The sequence below is a fragment of the Sporosarcina sp. SAFN-015 genome (assembly GCF_051966875.1).
Classification (GTDB): domain Bacteria; phylum Bacillota; class Bacilli; order Bacillales_A; family Planococcaceae; genus Sporosarcina.
Genome location: NZ_JBQCKP010000003.1, coordinates 1 through 17,800 on the forward strand (window position 1 = coordinate 1; position 17,800 = coordinate 17,800).

A 17,800-nucleotide genomic window follows, 5' to 3' on the forward strand; every position below is an offset into this window, starting at 1 on the left:
TCGAAAGAGACGTCATTCCAATTGAAACGGTGTATGCAGAAATGCTCGATAACAATATTGCACATATTCATATTACATTCGATACCCCTGTCGATAAAGACGAATTTGAAGAATGGGTTAAATCATTGCCGGATACTGTGTATCGGATGAAAGGTTATGTACCAGTTAAAGGGGTATCAAACCCTTACCTTTTCCAATATGCATACGGAATGGTCAATTGGCTTCCTGAGTATGTGAAAATGGATCCGAGACTTGTAATCATTGGAGAAGGAATCAGTCAAATAGAATATGTTAAGTAGACAGCCGATCAACTTATTGTCAACCCCGTATCATATGAAATAATAGTTGAATTGACCAAAACAATCCAATTCTATATTTTTGAAATCACCTTTGTCATCGTGTTAAGAAAATCATTGGGTTGGTTGGTATTTCATTCCGATTCTCATCTTCTCCCATACGTTATGATAGTTTGCGAAGGGAGGAGTTATAAGATGAAAAAATCGATGTCTGTCATCTTGCTCGGTTCGGCCCTCTTACTGTCGAACAATAATAGTGCTGAAGCTGCTTACCAAAATAATGATTTGGAAGTCCAAAAAGCGGTGCACAATGTACAATACTACGTTTATGAAGGGAAATTTTCTTCCTATAATTCCAAGGAAATGAACCAATTCGTTAACAAGTATGTAAATGACCTAGAAAAATATTATGGCAAAAACATAGAGGTTAAGATTCAAAAATCTACAAAACCAGTAGAGCAAGCAAAACCGGTAGAACAAGCGAAACCAGTAGAGCAAGCGAAACCAGTAGAGCAAGCGAAACCAGCAGAACAAGCAAAACCAGCTGAGAATACTGTACAAAATGAAAACATCTCAGCTATTGAACAAGCGGTTCTTAATTTAACAAACGCTGAAAGACAAAAAGCAGGATTGCAACCATTGCAAATCGACAATAAGTTGATGAATTCTGCTCGTCAAAAATCAACGGATATGGCTACAAAAAACTATTTCTCTCATACGAGCCCAACTTACGGTTCTCCATTTGACCAAATGAAAGCGAATGGAATCTCGTACCGTGCAGCAGCTGAAAACATTGCAATGGGTCAGCGCTCTGCGGAAGAAGTTGTGAAAGCTTGGATGGAATCCCCAGGTCATAGACAAAATATCTTGACTCCGGAATTCACTCATATCGGAATCGGTTATGATGCAAATGGGAACTATTGGACACAACAGTTTATTCAAAAATAATTTCAATGTAAGAGACACCTTTTGTTCCCGCACGGTACAAAGGGTGTCTTTTTGTTTAAAACATTTATGACGGGTGCATACTTTTTCAAGAGGTGAATGTCATGGATGAAGTGAAATCAAATGACAGTTTGATTTTATATATACAAAACCTTTTCTATAATTCCGCGGATCTTATTGTGCGGAATGTCTCTTGGAAAGATGGCGATGCCATCATCTGCTTTTACAATACAATGACGGAAAGCAGTGAAGTGAACAAGCAAATTGAAATTCTTCGTCTTCGTTCAATTGCTGAGTTCCCAAATTGGGCAGGAACGGCAACCTCAAGTGTTGGAACGTTTTCAGATCAGAAACTGATTGAAAGTGTGACGAATGGATTTGTTGCAATCTTTTTTCCTGCAACGAATCTGCTGATGACCATTACAATCCCCTCATTTGAAGTGCGTGCTACATCCGAGCCGAACAATGAACTTGTCATTCGGGGGCCCCACGAAGGTTTCGTAGAAAGCACCGATAAAAACATTTCACTTATTCGAAAACATCTAACTATCGCGGATCTCGTTGTGAAGAATGTACAGCTCGGTGAAGAAACGAATACAAAAGTTACGTATGTGTATATCGAATCTATCGCTGAAAAGGATGTCCTAACGGAAGTTAAAACACGTCTTGAAAAAATAGATAGACCTAATATATACAGCATCGGACAAATCGAGGATTATTTGGAGGATTCAGTTTGGTCTCCATTTCCCCAGTTCTTGAATACAGAAAGGCCGGACCGTGTTGTGGCGAATATACTGGAAGGGAAAATTGCTATTTTCACCGACCAATCTCCTTCGGCACTCATTGCACCGGTCACTTTTTTTTCGTTTTACGAGACACCGGATGATTTTAATGGCCGTGTGATTGTCGGCTCTTTTTTTCGGATGCTTCGAATGCTCAGTTTCCTGATCGCTGTTTTCCTCCCTGCATTTTATATTGCTGTCGTCGGTTTCCATTCTGAAATCCTGCCGTTTGAACTAGCTAGAAAAGTGAAAATAGCTGTGGAATTCATCCCGTACCGTCCCATTATTGAGGCTCTAATTGTAGAGCTCTTCATTGAAATCATCCGGGAAGCGACGATCCGGCTGCCTGCTCCTATCGGTCCTACAATCGGAATCGTCGGCGGGCTTGTCATCGGAGATGCAATTGTCAATGCAGGTCTTGTGTCGAATTTGATTGTTGTCGTCGTAGCGATGACAGCAATTTCAAGCTTTGTCGTGCCAAGTGTCGAGATGAATACGACAATACGAATTATTCGATTCCCATTCATGCTTGCAGCCACTTTTTTTGGTTTTTTTGGCATTGCGATGTTAACGGTCATCCTATTCATCCATATGATGAATAGGTCTTCACTGAATCAGCCCTATTTGTCACCGGTCGTGCCATTCGATCCTTCCCGTTTCAAAAACGTTTTCTTCAGGCTCCCTTATTATAAAAACCATAAACAACAGCAAACATTTACACATGGCGGCGCGGGCAGGAAGAAGAAGGTGAGAAGATCTTGAACTTTAATTTGTCAAGAAACCAGTTTTTCCTTCTTCTTTTTATTGTCCAGACCGGATCGTCTTTTTTTTCTTTTCCAGCGCCGTTGATCAATGCGGGTGGTAGGGATTCATGGCTGATTTTTCTCATTGCAGGAGCATTTCATTATATGCTTCTGCTTCTATATGAAAAAAACTATCCGTATTTCATTATAGGTCGATTTGTCGGTTGGCTATATAAAGGGTACTGGCTTTTTGTTTCCATCGTTTATCTTGCCTATGTCGATTACACTTTGGCGGTGTGGGGATTTCCGGAAACGCCGCAAATTATTGTGATTGGAGTGCTGGTGAGTGTATCTTTATATGCGAACTTGAGCAGGGCGGAAACGGTCATCAATTTGTCTGTCATTCTGATTCCGCTCATCCTACTATTTTTAGTTTTCCTGCAGTTTGCTTGGAAGGATCTTGTATGGACGAATCTTTTTCCGATCGGGGAGTCGACGGGTGCAGAATGGGTAAAAGGCTTTTTAAAAGCACAGACTGCTTTCATTGGCATTGAGATGTATTTGTTTTTCAGAAAATACATTGACAGTAAACAGAAAATAAAGGGCCGTCCGTTATTCATCTACCAACTGGTGTGGCTGATTTTCTTTTGGTTCTCTGTCGTATTGGCGCAACTATATTTCACTCTCCCCGGATTGAAAAGGATTCCTGAACCGCTTCTTTTTCTTTTAAAAGCTCAAGAAGTGACATTTGCCGAGCGCCTGGACTTGTTTTTCCTATACATTTGGACGGTATGGACGATCGTTACGGTGACTTTATTCTCCTTTGCCGCTTTGTATGTCCACCGGATTCATGCAAATGAGCACCATAAAAGGGATACAATCATTTGGCATGTACTGCTCGTATTGTTGCCTTTGCTCTTTTTACCCAAGGCAGCTATCGAAAAACTGAATGACGTGATCATTTATGTGTATCTTGCTTTTGGCATTCTCATTCCGTTCATTGTCATCATAGCGAATCGGAGGAAACGGAAATGAAGAAAATCGTACTTATATCTATTGTTTGTTCTTTATTCTTGGCAGGCTGTTGGGATGAACGTCTATTCAAGGATGTAACCCTCGTACCGGTTATTGGTTATGATGGTGAACCCGGAAAATGGACGGGATACTTTGCGCATGCAGACATTCCTGCTCCCGACAACATCAGTTTTAAAACTGTGGAAGGAAGCGGCGTTTCGATAGAGGCGGCCCGGATTGATGCAAATCAGAAAACGAGTGAAGCGCTTGATCCTTCACAAGTCCTCGCAGTACTCCTTACTACGAAAGCGGTGAAGACGGATCTCCTGGAGACGTTCGATGTGGCCTTCAGAATGCCCCGCACCCGCTTGAGCAGCCGATTCGCGGTGGTAGAAGGTGAAATGGCCCCATATATGGAGAAATCGGAAATAATGGGCAGAATGCTTCCCGATTATTATGATGAAATTTTGAAAACTGCCACATACGCATCTATCATTCCAGACGGTGATATCCAGCTGGCTATCCGATTACTTTTGGATGAAGGAATTGATCTTCAATTGCCTTATATGAAAATGACCGAAAGGACAGGGTTGCCTGAAGTGACAGGAGTCGCTTTGTTTAGTGGAAAAACCTTTTCCGGTCATACGTTGAACGCGAAGGAATCGACCATCGTCCAAGTTCTTAAAAAGAAACCCGGAAAATATGTATTGTTCACGTATGAGCAGAAGAAAGGAGAAAAAATTTATCCGGTCACTGTATCTCTCGTCAGGTACAACAAGAAATGGGATATAAAGGACGATAAAATCGATGCCATATATAAAATGAAATTCTCTATAAATGAGTTTGCCTATGATCATCTGAATAAAGAAAAAGCAAGGAAAGACCTACAGGAGTTTCTTTCAACAGAGCTGACGAAGAGTTTTAACGAAGTGATCAAGAAATTGCAGGAAGCGAAAAGTGACCCTGTCGGCTTTGGCAGACATGCCCGCGCTTTCCATCCTAGATTATGGAATAAAGGAGATTGGCATGATACGTTTTCAGGACTCAAAATCAATGTTAAAGTCGAGGCAGAAGTTATGCGAACTGGTATATTGAATTGAATTGGATATAGGTAAAAACCACTTTTGACTGATGAAATAGATCACGAAAGTTGCTTCTTGGGTTGGAACTGCGGGCAAACGAAGAAAGGAGATATCCGAGAAAGTCAGTTTTCGCTGACTTTCCGGACAGCCCTTTCAACTAAATTTCTTCCTCTGTATATGCAGCAATCGAATCGTCAATGCAATAGCACCGACCGTCAGACCTGCAATAAGACCAATCCAATATCCGAACGGGCCTAAATCGGTGAATTTCGCCATAAGGATGCCTATAGGCAAACCAAGAACCCAATACGACACAATCGCCATAACAAATGTCATATTGACATCTTTATATCCACGCAACGCACCTTGGACGGGTGCTTGAACCGCATCCGATAATTGGAAGAGCGCTGCATAGATAAGAAACTGAGCCGCCAATCCAATAATTTGCACGTCTGTCGAATAGAGAGAGGCGATTTGCTCGCGGAATATAAGAAGGATAGTGATAGCTATAGTACTGAAAGCAATGGCAAGGCCGACAGCGAGAAAACTATATTGTTTTGCATCACGGAACTGATCTCCACCGACTGCTTGGCCTACTAGAATTGTTGCGCCCATCGAAATGCTTAATGGAATCATATAGAGTAGGGATGAGAAATTCAGGGCAACCTGATGCGCCGAAATAACCGTGGTCGAATAGTTGCTCATCATTAATGTAACAGCGGAGAAAATACTCGTTTCAACAAAAATGGCAATCCCGATCGGTACGCCGATGAACAAAATCTCTTTCCATCTAATAAATGAAAGCTTTCCCCATTTATTAAACAATTGATAATGGCTGAACGACTTGTGTTTCCAAGCGATACCATAAGCGACGAAAAAAATGAGCCAATACGTGATCGCAGCCGCATAACCCGCCCCGACACCACCTAATTCGGGAAAGCCCCAGTTCCCGTAAATAAGTAGATAGTTTGTAAAAATGGTGAGCGGTGCTGATAAAAGGATGATAGCCATGGAGACGCGAGTTGCGCCAAGTGCATCGAAGAAACAGCGTAATACAGTGTATGCGAAAAGCGGGAACAACCCTAAGCTCATAGCTTCCAAATAGTCGGCTGCTACAATCCGTACTTCCTCTTCGAGCGGCATTGATTCAAGGATTGGTGAAACCCCATATCGAATGATTAAAAAAACGATGGCTGCAAGCGCGATTGACACATAAAGACCTTGCTGAACAGAGAATTTTACCTCGTCTTTCTTCCGCGCGCCTATTAGCTGGGCGATTATGGGGGTAAGCCCCATTAAGATGCCGGCTAGACCGGTATAAACAGGTACCCAAAATGAAGAACCGATCGTCACACCTGCAAGATGGTATGTATCATATCGCCCAGTCATAAGAATGTCGAAGAAGGTAATCATATACAGAGCAACTTGAGTAATGAGAATCGGAATTACAATCTTCGCTAGTTTGAATGGTTTTTTCTTAAATGGAACAGTGGTTTGCAAGTAAATCACCCTTTAATACAAAATTACACCCATTGTACCATGGTTCGTTTGCTATAATGACTATGGAGTTCAAACAAGGTGAATTCATATTTTTGAGAATAGATGAGGTGAATGGCCATGAAACGGCCTGTCGTATTACTAACCGGGGGCGGCACTGCAGGTCATGTGTCGGTGAACGAAGCATTGATTCCCGTGTTTAATGAAAAAGGATATGAAATCCATTATATCGGTTCCCATGACGGAATCGAAAAAGAATTGATAAAGGATGGCTATCGAGAAGTGATATATCATGCCATCCAAAGTGGAAAGTTAAGACGTTATTTTTCAATGAAGAACTTTTCTGATCCGTTTCGCGTTGGAGCTGGAGTTCTACAAGCATATTCGATATTGCGCAAAGTAAAACCGGAAATCATTTTTTCAAAGGGTGGATTCGTTTCAGTCCCCGTAGTGTTGGCGGCAAAGCTTGCGAAAATCCCAGTCGTCGTGCATGAATCGGACGTTACTCCGGGGCTAGCGAACAAACTTGCACTACCGTTTTCAAAACATATTTTCACGGTCTTTGAGCAAACGCTTGACTATGTACCAGCAGGGAAAGCGACCTGTACGGGAGCTGTCATAAGACCGGAAATATTTCAAGGAGACCGAAAAGAAGGGCTGCGCATCGCAGGTCTGACAGGGGAGAAGCCTGTATTCATCGTTATGGGGGGGAGCCAAGGATCAGTTGTGCTGAACGAAGCAGTTCGAAAGAATTTGGAAACCCTCTTGGAAAAGTATGAAATCATCCATCTTTGTGGTAAAGGCAATATTGATGATGAATTAGAACGTACAAAAGGCTACACACAGTTTGAATATGTAACAGATGGGTTGCCTCACTTATTGGCGGCTTCCGATTATGCCGTATCCAGGGCAGGTTCGAATGCAATATTTGAATTGCTGTCTATTATAAAGCCGATGCTTCTCATTCCGTTATCAGCTTCGCAAAGCAGAGGAGATCAGTTGTTGAACGCTTCATTATTCAAGTCTCTTGGCATAGCCAACGTAATTCAAGAGGAGGAGCTGGAAGGATTATCGATACTGGAACTTTTTGGAGCTCTCATTAAGGATAGTGAAAAATTAACTACCAATATGAAAAAAGTATCGAGCACAAAATCTCCTGAAGAGATGGTCGAATTGATACTATCATACAAAAATTAGCTGGACTGGACGTTACGTTAGCAAAAAATAGAGATGGAGATTTGTAAACTAAGCAGCAAGGAGTCTATTTTTATTTAATGCATTAATGTCAATAAAATAGTACTAATCCCTTTCCGTTCTATTATTTGCGTGGTAATATGGATACGGATAAAAAATAGTAACACAACAGGCCATTAGGCAAAATGTGGAGGTCATTTTACATGTCGAACAATGTTGGTACCCAACGTTCCCCTTATTCGGTATTTTCAGGTCCGAACCTTGGGTATGTAATGGAAATGTATGATCAGTTCAAAGTGTCACCCGAATCAGTAGATCCAGAGCTTGCTGAAATGTTCAAAAGATATGGTGCACCTACTATTAATGGAGTTGAACAAACTGGAGCATTGCCAGCTGTGCCAGCAGGTGATTTTGGAAAAGTATTGGCTGCTTACACGCTAGTTGACGCTATCCGCGCATACGGGCATCTCGCCTCGGATATCTATCCGTTGAACGATCGACCGAAAGACGCAACACGTCTGGAACTTTCGTATTATGGATTATCCGAAAATGATTTGCAATCGATGCCGGCCTCCTTATTCCTGAAAACTCCGCCAGCCAATGTAGAAAATGGATTGGATGCGGTGCATTATCTAAAATCACTGTACACAGGGAAAATCGCTTATGAATTCTCTCACGTTATCGATGAAGAAGAGCGTGCTTGGATTCAATCTAAAATTGAAAATGGCGAAATCTCCGTACAGCTTTCCGAAGAAGATAAAAAGGCATTACTTGAGAGACTTACTAAAGTTGAAGGCTTTGAAAAATTCATTCATCGTACATTTGTCGGGGCAAAACGCTTCTCTATTGAAGGTCTTGACTCTTTAGTCGTCCTTATAGACGAGTTAGTGCGCCGTTCTGAAGCAGATAAAGTTAAAAAAGTATTGATCGGTATGGCACACCGTGGCCGTTTAAATGTATTGACCCATATTTTGAATAAACCATATGAAATGATGTTCGCTGAATTTGCCGGCGTTCCTTCTGCACCATTCCTCCCAGAAGATGGATCGCTTAAAACGACGCATGGCTGGTTCGGTGATGTGAAATATCATATGGGGGCTCTATATAAAGCTCCATCAGGAACTGAACGTTTCTTAGCTTATAACCCTTCCCATTTGGAAGTTGTTAATCCAGTCGTAGCGGGTCAAACCCGTGCTGCGCAGGAGACGACAGACCATGAAGGCCAACCTGAGCAAGACATGAAAGCGGCTTATGCAATTATGATCCATGGGGATGCAGCATTCCCTGGTCAAGGGATCGTTCCTGAAACGTTCAACTATAGTCGCGTCCGCGGTTATAAAACAGGCGGTTCAATCCACATTATCGCCAATAATACGATCGGTTTTACAACAGAATTTTACGATTCAAGATCGACTCATTATTCATCGGATCCTGCAAAAGGCTTCGAAGTGCCAGTATTGCATGTTAATGCAGACAGCCCGGAAGACGTCATCGCGGCAGCTGCATTTGCATTTGAATATCGTCAAAAATTTGGCAAGGATATCTTAATAGATTTGATCGGCTATCGCCGATACGGACATAACGAGATGGATGAGCCACTCGTGACGAATCCGATGATGTACCACCTAATCCATAAGCATCCTACCGCACGTCAAATCTACGGTTCACAGCTTGTGGAAGCGAACATCCTGAAAGAAGAGGATGTCGATAAATTGGATACAGACGTCTTTGCGATGATGCAAGCCGCATACGACAGAGTAAAGGAAAATTCTTCAGTAGCGCAAGAAAGATCGAATGCGACTCCAGAAGTTGTTATGGCGGGTTATCCGAAAGATCTCAAAACAGGTGTAGACCAAGAGAGATTGCAGCGGATGAACGAAGAGCTCCTTTCTTACCCGGAAGATTTTACAGTATTCAGCAAGTTAGATCGTATTTTGAAGCGTCGTGAAGAGCCTTTCAAAGGCAAAGGGAAAGTGGATTGGGCACATGCTGAGCAATTGGCATTCGGCTCTATCCTCCAAGATGGTAAGCCGATTCGCATAACAGGACAGGACGTTCAAAGGGGTACTTTTGCTCATCGTCATCTTGTACTTCATGATGAAAAGACAGGGGAAGAATTTGTCCCGCTTCATCATATTAGTGATTCAAACGCTTCGTTTGTAGCTTATAACAGTCCATTGACGGAGTTTGCAGTTGTCGGCTATGAATTCGGTTATAATTTGGAAAAAGACCAGGCTCTATCAATTTGGGAAGCTCAATATGGAGACTTTGCAAATATGGCACAAGTCATGTTCGACCAATTCATTTCTGCAAGTCATTCGAAATGGGGACAACAGTCCGGGATGGTCATTTTGCTTCCACATGCTTATGAAGGCCAAGGACCGGAACACTCTAGTGCAAGACTCGAAAGATATTTACAGTTAAGCGCGGAAAACAACTGGACGGTTGCCAACATCTCAAGCGCAGCCAACTATTTCCACGTCTTGCGCAGACAGGCAATGATGCTTGGAACTGAAGTGGAACGTCCACTAGTCATCGTGTCTCCAAAGTCACTACTTCGTCACCCGCTCGTCGGCGCTGATGTTAGCGATCTAGCAGACGGTCACTTCCAAGCGGTTCTTGAACAGCCTGGAACAGGTCAGAATCCGGATAAAGTGAAAAAGATCCTTTTCGCTAGCGGGAAAATGGCTATCGATCTTGCTGAAAAAGTGAAGGATGGCGAAGGGTTCGACCACTTGCATATCGTGCGCGTGGAACAGCTATATCCATTTCCGTCCGATAAAATTGCAGAAATCGTATCACGGTATCCAAAAGCGAAGGAGCTTGTATGGGTACAAGAAGAACCTAAAAACATGGGATCTTGGTCATTTGCGTTAGAATACATGCAGGAAATCGCAGGTGATACGAAATCGGTTTCTTATGTTGGTCGTATTCATCGTGCAAGCCCATCCGAAGGAAATGGGGAAGCGCACAAAGTAGAGCAACAGCGCATCATTGAAGAAGCTTTGAAAAAGTGATTGCACATTAATAAAAGATTTTTGTTACCACCGTTGAAACGGTAGAACAGAGGAGGAATTTATTGTGGCTGAGATCAAAGTACCTGAACTGGCAGAATCGATTACTGAAGGAACGATTGCGAAATGGTTGAAACAACCTGGTGAAAGTGTTGACAAAGGCGAATTTATCGTAGAATTGGAAACGGATAAAGTTAACGTGGAAGTTATATCTGAAGAAGCAGGAGTCATCCAAGAGCTACTTGCTGCAGAAGGTGACACAGTTGAAGTAGGGCAAGTCATTGCAGTAGTTGGTGAAGGTTCTGGAGCACCAGCTGCTCAACCGGCAGCCACTGCACCTAAAGCTGAAGAGGCTTCTGCTGCTCCTGCACCGCAACAAGCTGCAGCAGAAACAACTGAACATACATCTTCCGATCGTACAATCGCAAGCCCTGCTGCTAGAAAACTTGCTCGTGAGAAAGGAATCGATCTCGCAGCTGTTTCGCCAGTAGATCCAATGGGCCGCGTTCGTGCTCAAGACGTAGCTGCACATAGCTCGTCTCCTAAAGCACCTGCAGCGCCACCAGCTCCAGCTAAAGCAGCTGCACCAGTAGAAGATGGCCGCGAAACACGGGAAAGAATGACTCGTCGTCGTCAAACGATTGCTAAACGCCTGTTGGAAGTAAGACAATCAACTGCAATGCTAACAACGTTCAATGAAATCGATATGACTGCAGTTATGGAACTTCGTTCACGTAAAAAAGATGAATTTTACGATAAAAATGATGTGCGCCTTGGTTTCATGTCATTCTTTACAAAAGCAGTTGTTGCAGCTCTTAAAAAATACCCTTATGTCAACTCGGAAATTGATGGTGATGATATTATCTTGAAGCACTATTTCGACATTGGTATTGCTGTATCGACTGAAGGTGGATTGGTTGTTCCAATCGTACGTGATGCAGATCGTAAGAACTTTGCAGAAATTGAATCTACAATCGGAGAGCTTGCTGGAAAAGCAAGAGACAATAAATTGACGATTGCAGATATGTCTGGCGGTTCTTTCACTATTACTAACGGTGGAGTATTCGGATCATTGTTATCTACACCGATCTTAAACGGCACTCAAGTGGGTATACTAGGAATGCACACAATCCAAAAACGACCTATCGCTGTCGGCGATAAAGTCGAAATCCGTCCGATGATGTATGTCGCATTATCTTACGACCACCGTGTTATCGATGGTAAAGATTCAGTCGGCTTCTTGAAAATGGTCAAAGAATTAATTGAAAACCCAGAAGATCTCCTACTTGGATCTTAACAAAAGCGGACCGAAGTTTAGACGTAACTAATTTCGTAATAACTGAAAAAAGCCCGAGATTCTCGGGCTTTTTCAAATACTTGCAATTGGATGGTGATCTATATGTCTTTTAAAGATTGGACGACCGCACCAACACTTCGGAAAGTCGTTTGTACGCATGCGAATGCAGAAAAATATGTTGTAACCGATTGTTTAACACCGGGCAAAGAATATGACGTGAAAAATGAAACAGATGAATTCATTTTCATTGTTGATAATACCGGTAAAGTCGGAGGCTTTTATAAAACTTATTTTGAATGATTTTTTGCCCTCTGCCATTAATATTGGCATTGGGCATTTTTTAGGAGAGTGAACGATCTATGATTCCTTTTATAGAAAATGAAAAATTGAACCGTAATGCAAGAGATTATGATAAGCAAGAGACGGCTCTAATTCAAGAGGGAGGCTATATTTCTCCTGTCCCAAATCTGTGGGAGGATATTTTGATTGGAATTGTATTGAAGAAGCCTGTTCTTTTGAAAGGGCCTTCCGGTTCCGGGAAGACGAAACTTGCACAAAGTATTTCACATTTTTTTAATCAGCCGATGCATAGTGTCAACTGCTCTGTCGACTTGGATGCGGAATCACTTCTAGGATTTAAGACCATTAATGCACGGGATGGACAATCCATCATTGAGTTTGTGGAAGGACCAGTAGTACGTGCAATGAAGGATGGCCATATCCTGTATATCGATGAAATTAATATGGCTAAACCGGAAACGCTTCCGATATTGCATAGCGTTCTCGATCATAGAAGAATGTTAACAAACCCTTTCACAGGCGAAGTTATTCATGCGCATCCTGATTTTACAGTCATTTCGGCTATCAATGAAGGATATGTAGGAACATCGCCAATGAATGAAGCATTGAAAAACCGCTTCATATCCTTCTCGATCCCTTATTTGTCCGGCGAACAATTACAAGAAATTATTAAAACTTTGTTCCCGAAAGTCAATACTGCATTAGTTGCTACGATTATGAATATTAATGAAGACTTGAAAAAGCAAGTGATGAGCGGTTTATTAGCAGAAGAAGCAGCGTCCGTAAGAAGTTTGTTGGATGCAATTGCGCTCGCGGAACATATACCAGTGAGACGTGCGATTCAGTACGCGATTGCAGAAAAGCTGGAAGATAGGATGGAAAGAGAACTCGTCATGGAACTAGTGGAAACGTGGGTGAAGTGAGGCTGATTAGATGGTTAAATTAAATCGGTTCATTCAATTCAATGATGAAACAATTGATGCCAACAAGCTGTTGCTTTATGAACGGTTGGGGAGGGCGCTTGCCGGTGCGGAATTTTTGGAGTTGACGGAACGCAAACTGTTCGAGTTCCAACCGAAGGAAGGCGTTGTCTCGATAAGTGTCTATTGGAGGCATCGTTCTGATGAAATGACGCATGCGGGTCGATTGTCAGATGTGTATTTATTAACAGCAGGATTTTGGAAGCATTTTTCGGTTCCAGATTGGATCCGATTCAGGAATAAGTACAAGAGTCATCCTTTACGTAAGTTTGCTGAAGAGTTGCTGCTATTATTAGAAGAATTTAGACTAATGGACGTTGTTGAAAAAGAAAGACCGGGCACTTCCAAGGCATTTTCTATTAGAAGACAGCTATTGCTAGGGTTTCACCGAGATCGCCTCCACTCCAATGTTCAGAAGGCGTTTATAGCTGATGCATTGCTGAATCAGCTGTTTCTTGCGTTGCATGAAGGGCTGTTAGCAGATTCTCATATCGATTGGAATTTACCAATCAGTCAAATAATGACGATTGCGTCGTATGCCTCAGATATGAAAACAACGTCTGATATGTCCAATCTTGCAGAACGTATTGTGTTCATGGTAGAAGAGATGATAGAAAATGACCTTGTTCACCAGTATTATGCAGTCGGTGACTCCATTTCAGAAACAACTGCTGTGTTTCATTATCATGAAGGAATGACTGATGCAGAAAAAGGGGAAGAGGAACCGAAGGAAACGATTGAGGAAATCTTCCGCACTTGGCATCGGGAAAGCGAAAGCGAGTCTGGAGTTCATCTTGAATATGAATTGGAGCATGGCAGATCTGGCAGGGGAGATGGCGATAATACGACAGAAGGCAATCAAGATGCTGAAATTCAAGAAACTGGGACCGGCCAATCAGAGGGAAATGTAAGCGATAAATGGTCAGATGAAGAGAGGGACAAAACCGGAAGAAAAACAAAACGTAAAACAGCAGGACATGATTTTGGGAAAGAGCATGTGAATGTCGTTTACGAAGAACTGACGGTTGAAGCTAAAGTTGATGCAGAAAATCTGGCGCGATTATCAAAATGGCGTGAACAGCAGAAGCCACTTGTCCGTTCATTTGTTGAGGAAATGAAAAAACGAATCGAATTGAAAGAGGATACAAGACGAAGCCGATTGATGAAAGGCAGGCTATCTACAAAACTGACGACATTGCTTGTAGATGAACGTCCTCGACCTTTTTATCGGAAAAATATCCCTTCGAATAAGCTTGATGCTGTTTTCGGTTTGCTTGTAGATGGTTCTGCGTCTATGATGGATAAACTGGATGAGACGAAGAAAGCGGTTTTGCTTTTTCACGATGTTCTACGGCAGCTATCCGTTCAACATGAAATATCTTCCTACTATGAAGATGCAAATTATGCGTCGAAAGATGTTCAGCCGAATGTATTTGGAAAGATGCATACATTTGATGCTCAGAAGAAAGATGATGGGCTTACGATTCTTTCATTTGAGACAAATGAAGACAATCGGGACGGCTTTGCGATCAGATGGATGACGCAAAGGTTATTAGTTAGACCGGAGAAGCATAAGTTTCTTCTCGTTTTTTCGGATGGTGAACCATCAGCATTCGGTTATGATCGGAACGGGATTTTGGATACGAGGGAATCTGTGTTAGAGGCTGAGAAAGAAGGTGTTTCTGTTATACATTTGTTTTTAGCATCAGATGAGCCTACGGATGATCAGCGGGCGTTGTTTTCAATGATGTTCGGCAATAAATCTGCATCGTCCCAATCAGTTGAACATTTCACGGATCAAACGTTAAGGATTTTGAGAAAACTGCTTGCGATTGTAGTTGGATGAGAATTAAAAAACCGCCTTAAGGCGGTTTTTTGTTTCATTTATAGTGGACGATTTGGCGTTTGTGTTTTTTCATGTACAGCAAGGAGGCGTTGTTTCAATTCCTCTTCCATACGGGCGATTTCCACTTCAGCCGCTTTTCGCTTCGCGCGACCGTCCGCTTGGATGACAAGCGTTTCTTCGATTGTTTGAATTAGGTTTTCTTGTGTTTTCTTCAATGTGTCAATTTCGACAATGCCGCGTTCGTTTTCTTTCGCAGTTTCAATTGAATTCACTTTTAACATCTCGGAATTCTTCAAAAGAAGGTCATTCGTTGTTTTTGTGACGAGACGTTGTGATTCAACGGCTTTACGTTGTCTATTTAATGTCAAAGCAATTGCAATTTGGTTCTTCCATAACGGAATCGAAGTCATGATGGAAGATTGGATCTTCTCAGCTAGCGTCTGATTCGTCTGCTGAATCATTCGGATTTGCGGAGCGCTTTGAATTGTAATCTGTCTAGAAAGCTGAAGGTCATATAGACGCTTTTCCAGCCGATCAAGGAATTGACCCATATCGTTCACTTCTTGGAATGCCATTTGGTCATTAGAAAGTTCCGCTTTTCTTTGCATTTCAGGGATAATGACGTTCGCAATTTCATCCCGTTTAAGCTCTGCAGCTGCAATATAGACATTCAACGCTTGGAAGTAAGTCTTGTTCTGCTCGTAAAGGCTATCAAGCATTTGAACATCTTCAAGCAAGCCACGTTTGGAATGCTCCAATTGAACACCGATTCGGTCGATCTGCGTGCTCAGCTTTTGATATTTTGTCATCATTTCTTGGATAGATCTTTTAGCTTTTCCGAAAATACGGCTAAGTCCGGACTTTTTCTTTTCGGTCAAGTCTTCAGGATCAATTTCCGAAAGCTTGCTCATTAAATCGCTTAATACATCTCCGACGGGGCCGATGTCTTTGCTTTGTACGTGGTCCAACATTTTATGGGAGAAACTTGATAATTGATTTTGTGCATTTGCACCGTATGTGATAATTGCTTCATAATTGCCTACAGGAATCTGCTCTGCCAGCTGCTTCGCCTTTTCTTGCTCCTCAGGCGATAGACGATCCATCAATTTTACAGCGACCTGGCCTTTTGTTTGCTCCGTCTGCATTTCTTTCGGCAATAGAGGTTCATTCATGTTAAATGGATTGTCTAAAAGGTCGTCCATTGTTGTCACATCAGAATTTGTCATATTATTTTCTGTCATTCTGCATTTCTCCTTTCATCTCAAGCAACGGTGTATTCTTTTTCATCGTTACATCCACGTAATCCAGCTCGAGCTGAAGCTGTTCAATATCAGTTGCTAATGCACCTCTTAAATCCTGCTCCAATTGTTTGTTCACTTCAGTCAATGTTTCCCTTGTATGTTGGAGGGCGACTCTAATTTCTTGATCTTTTAGTGGTTGATTAACTAGCATCGCATATTTGGAAGTCAATTCGACTGCTGAATCCAGATGGGAATAGAAAAACTTTTCAACATGATAGAATTTTTTAGGGTTTTTACGTACTATGGTAAGAATCCTTTTTGCCAAGTTATTCATCTCGTATACTTGTTTGAATGCTTGGACAGAGCGGACTTGACCGTATAATCCGTTCAATTTGTTGATCTTCGATTTCGCCTCGGTTATCTGAGTTTTAATATGTTTATATTCTGACCTTGACATACCGAGCTCTTTAACATTCGACGAAAGCTGTATTTGTTTAATTGTGAAGTTGCCGCCTAAGTATATTGCAATCATCAGGCCTGTTGCAGCGAATGGATTCATGCCTGCAGCAAGTATCATCGCTAACCAAGAGCCGAAGCTGATTGGCGCTGCTATTAAATGCCTTTGGAAAAACTGTTTAACTTCTTGCATCGTCTACAGGCCTCCTTATATTTTCTTTACTCTTTATTACGTTTGAAATGACCAAAAGTTTCATCCCTTTAGTTCAATTATACCTGATTTGCGAGCGAAATACATTTTAATGAATGTGCGAATTCATTTACTTGGATAGTTTCTCTGGATTTGTTAAAATGAATCCACTCATGGCCTTTCGGATAGGGGGAACGAAATATGAATTATGAAGTTGTCTATATGAAAGCAGACTACGAGCCGTGGTGGATGTTTGAAGACTGGGAGAAAACAATCCAATTGAGACAAGCCTTTGAAACCGCTAACGAAGCTTTGGAGTATTTATTTGATTTAAAAAAGAAATTCGGGGCAAAATATAAGTACCAAGAAGAGAGGAAAGATTGTTTTTTTGCTTATTGGACAGATAGTGAACGCATATTTTGTGAGGGCTGTGACGAAGATTTGCAAATGTACCATGGAATCATTTTCTTGGCGGATGGTAAACCAACTTCCATTGCATCGATAAATAATTCGAATATTTGATATTGTTATATTGACAAATTCATTGGGTATGGTATAGTAGCAGTAATATAAAATGATTGACCGAAGCAAACGTATTCACGTATTACAAAAGGTGATCGGCGTTGTCGGTGCTTTTTGTAATATGTGAATTTTTTTGTTCATGTATTAGTAAAGTACAATTATTTGGAGGTAGTCACAGATGAAACAAGGTACTGTAAAATGGTTCAACTCTGAAAAAGGCTTCGGATTTATCGAAGTTGAAGGCGAAGACGATGTATTCGTACATTTCTCCGCAATCCAGGGAGACGGATTTAAAACTTTGGACGAAGGTCAACAAGTTGAGTTCGAAGTTGTAGAAGGCAACCGTGGTCTTCAAGCTGCTAACGTAGTTAAACTATAATTCGTCAGATAAAAGAGGCGCC

The 17,800-nt window shown here is 41.8% G+C and carries 16 protein-coding genes; 13 read left to right on the forward strand and 3 right to left on the reverse strand.

The features are described 5' to 3' along the window. The 5 genes from ACTHPA_RS05780 to ACTHPA_RS05800 all read left to right on the forward strand — a co-directional run. Positions 1–299 (forward strand): GTP-binding protein (locus tag ACTHPA_RS05780; protein WP_440499221.1); only part of this gene is annotated, 299 nt, incomplete at its 5' end. 192 nt (positions 300–491) lie between these two features. Then, a complete protein-coding gene (locus ACTHPA_RS05785; protein ID WP_440499222.1) occupies positions 492–1,244 on the forward strand; it encodes a CAP domain-containing protein in 753 nt (250 codons plus the stop codon). Between the two features lie 101 nt (positions 1,245–1,345). Continuing rightward, positions 1,346–2,785: a spore germination protein gene (locus tag ACTHPA_RS05790; RefSeq protein WP_440499223.1), complete on the forward strand. Its 1,440-nt coding sequence runs from the start codon at positions 1,346–1,348 to the stop codon at positions 2,783–2,785. After that, positions 2,782–3,801, forward strand: a complete 1,020-nt coding sequence (locus tag ACTHPA_RS05795; RefSeq protein WP_440499224.1) for a GerAB/ArcD/ProY family transporter — start codon at positions 2,782–2,784, stop codon at positions 3,799–3,801. Before ACTHPA_RS05790 ends, ACTHPA_RS05795 begins: the two co-directional genes overlap by 4 nt. Continuing rightward, entirely contained in the window at positions 3,798–4,880 is a 1,083-nt protein-coding gene (locus ACTHPA_RS05800; RefSeq protein WP_440499225.1) for a Ger(x)C family spore germination protein, read from the forward strand. The genes ACTHPA_RS05795 and ACTHPA_RS05800 overlap by 4 nt, the downstream gene beginning before the upstream one ends. Before the next feature lie 135 nt (positions 4,881–5,015). Here ACTHPA_RS05800 and ACTHPA_RS05805 read toward each other — a convergent pair whose 3' ends face one another. After that, a complete protein-coding gene (locus ACTHPA_RS05805) occupies positions 5,016–6,362 on the reverse strand; it encodes an MATE family efflux transporter (RefSeq protein ID WP_440499226.1) in 1,347 nt (448 codons plus the stop codon). Positions 6,363–6,479: 117 nt separating this feature from the next. Between ACTHPA_RS05805 and ACTHPA_RS05810 the strand changes: the two genes are divergently transcribed. The 6 genes from ACTHPA_RS05810 to ACTHPA_RS05835 all read left to right on the forward strand — a co-directional run bounded on the left by ACTHPA_RS05810 (position 6,480) and on the right by ACTHPA_RS05835 (position 14,990). Continuing rightward, positions 6,480–7,556, forward strand: coding sequence for an undecaprenyldiphospho-muramoylpentapeptide beta-N-acetylglucosaminyltransferase (locus tag ACTHPA_RS05810; RefSeq protein ID WP_440499227.1), 1,077 nt, complete (start codon positions 6,480–6,482; stop codon positions 7,554–7,556). A 200-nt stretch (positions 7,557–7,756) separates the two neighbouring features. Beyond that, positions 7,757–10,570: a 2-oxoglutarate dehydrogenase E1 component gene (locus tag ACTHPA_RS05815; RefSeq protein ID WP_440499228.1), complete on the forward strand. Its 2,814-nt coding sequence runs from the start codon at positions 7,757–7,759 to the stop codon at positions 10,568–10,570. Positions 10,571–10,634: 64 nt separating this feature from the next. Continuing rightward, a complete protein-coding gene (odhB, locus tag ACTHPA_RS05820) occupies positions 10,635–11,864 on the forward strand; it encodes a 2-oxoglutarate dehydrogenase complex dihydrolipoyllysine-residue succinyltransferase (protein WP_440499229.1) in 1,230 nt (409 codons plus the stop codon). Positions 11,865–11,966: 102 nt separating this feature from the next. After that, positions 11,967–12,164 (forward strand): DUF6501 family protein, encoded by a 198-nt coding sequence (locus ACTHPA_RS05825; protein ID WP_440499230.1) that lies wholly within the window; start codon positions 11,967–11,969, stop codon positions 12,162–12,164. Between the two features lie 59 nt (positions 12,165–12,223). Then, positions 12,224–13,087, forward strand: coding sequence for an AAA family ATPase (locus tag ACTHPA_RS05830; protein WP_440499231.1), 864 nt, complete (start codon positions 12,224–12,226; stop codon positions 13,085–13,087). Positions 13,088–13,097: 10 nt separating this feature from the next. Continuing rightward, entirely contained in the window at positions 13,098–14,990 is a 1,893-nt protein-coding gene (locus ACTHPA_RS05835) for a vWA domain-containing protein (protein ID WP_440499232.1), read from the forward strand. Positions 14,991–15,028: 38 nt separating this feature from the next. Here ACTHPA_RS05835 and ACTHPA_RS05840 read toward each other — a convergent pair whose 3' ends face one another. Continuing rightward, positions 15,029–16,231: a toxic anion resistance protein gene (locus ACTHPA_RS05840; RefSeq protein WP_440499233.1), complete on the reverse strand. Its 1,203-nt coding sequence runs from the start codon at positions 16,229–16,231 to the stop codon at positions 15,029–15,031. Continuing rightward, positions 16,218–16,880 (reverse strand): 5-bromo-4-chloroindolyl phosphate hydrolysis family protein, encoded by a 663-nt coding sequence (locus tag ACTHPA_RS05845; protein WP_440499234.1) that lies wholly within the window; start codon positions 16,878–16,880, stop codon positions 16,218–16,220. Before ACTHPA_RS05845 ends, ACTHPA_RS05840 begins: the two co-directional genes overlap by 14 nt. Positions 16,881–17,078: 198 nt before the next feature. Here ACTHPA_RS05845 and ACTHPA_RS05850 point away from each other — a divergent pair, with 198 nt between their 5' ends. Further along, on the forward strand, positions 17,079–17,399 hold the full coding sequence (locus ACTHPA_RS05850; RefSeq protein ID WP_440499235.1) for a DUF1033 family protein: 321 nt from the start codon (positions 17,079–17,081) through the stop codon (positions 17,397–17,399). 178 nt (positions 17,400–17,577) lie between these two features. Next, a complete protein-coding gene (locus ACTHPA_RS05855; protein WP_060210432.1) occupies positions 17,578–17,778 on the forward strand; it encodes a cold-shock protein in 201 nt (66 codons plus the stop codon). The last annotated feature ends 22 nt before the right edge of the window (positions 17,779–17,800 follow it).

Excerpts from the sequence above, each read along its gene's own strand:
- ACTHPA_RS05840 (WP_440499233.1), bottom strand. The coding sequence starts at position 16,231 with ATGACAGAAAATAATATGACAAATTCTGATGTGACAACAATGGACGAC.
- ACTHPA_RS05850 (WP_440499235.1), top strand. The coding sequence starts at position 17,079 with ATGAATTATGAAGTTGTCTATATGAAAGCAGACTACGAGCCGTGGTGG.
- ACTHPA_RS05825 (WP_440499230.1), top strand. The coding sequence starts at position 11,967 with ATGTCTTTTAAAGATTGGACGACCGCACCAACACTTCGGAAAGTCGTT.
- ACTHPA_RS05810 (WP_440499227.1), top strand. The coding sequence starts at position 6,480 with ATGAAACGGCCTGTCGTATTACTAACCGGGGGCGGCACTGCAGGTCAT.
- ACTHPA_RS05845 (WP_440499234.1), bottom strand. The coding sequence starts at position 16,880 with ATGCAAGAAGTTAAACAGTTTTTCCAAAGGCATTTAATAGCAGCGCCA.
- ACTHPA_RS05785 (WP_440499222.1), top strand. The coding sequence starts at position 492 with ATGAAAAAATCGATGTCTGTCATCTTGCTCGGTTCGGCCCTCTTACTG.
- ACTHPA_RS05830 (WP_440499231.1), top strand. The coding sequence starts at position 12,224 with ATGATTCCTTTTATAGAAAATGAAAAATTGAACCGTAATGCAAGAGAT.
- ACTHPA_RS05815 (WP_440499228.1), top strand. The coding sequence starts at position 7,757 with ATGTCGAACAATGTTGGTACCCAACGTTCCCCTTATTCGGTATTTTCA.
- ACTHPA_RS05835 (WP_440499232.1), top strand. The coding sequence starts at position 13,098 with ATGGTTAAATTAAATCGGTTCATTCAATTCAATGATGAAACAATTGAT.
- ACTHPA_RS05800 (WP_440499225.1), top strand. The coding sequence starts at position 3,798 with ATGAAGAAAATCGTACTTATATCTATTGTTTGTTCTTTATTCTTGGCA.
- ACTHPA_RS05790 (WP_440499223.1), top strand. The coding sequence starts at position 1,346 with ATGGATGAAGTGAAATCAAATGACAGTTTGATTTTATATATACAAAAC.
- ACTHPA_RS05855 (WP_060210432.1), top strand. The coding sequence starts at position 17,578 with ATGAAACAAGGTACTGTAAAATGGTTCAACTCTGAAAAAGGCTTCGGA.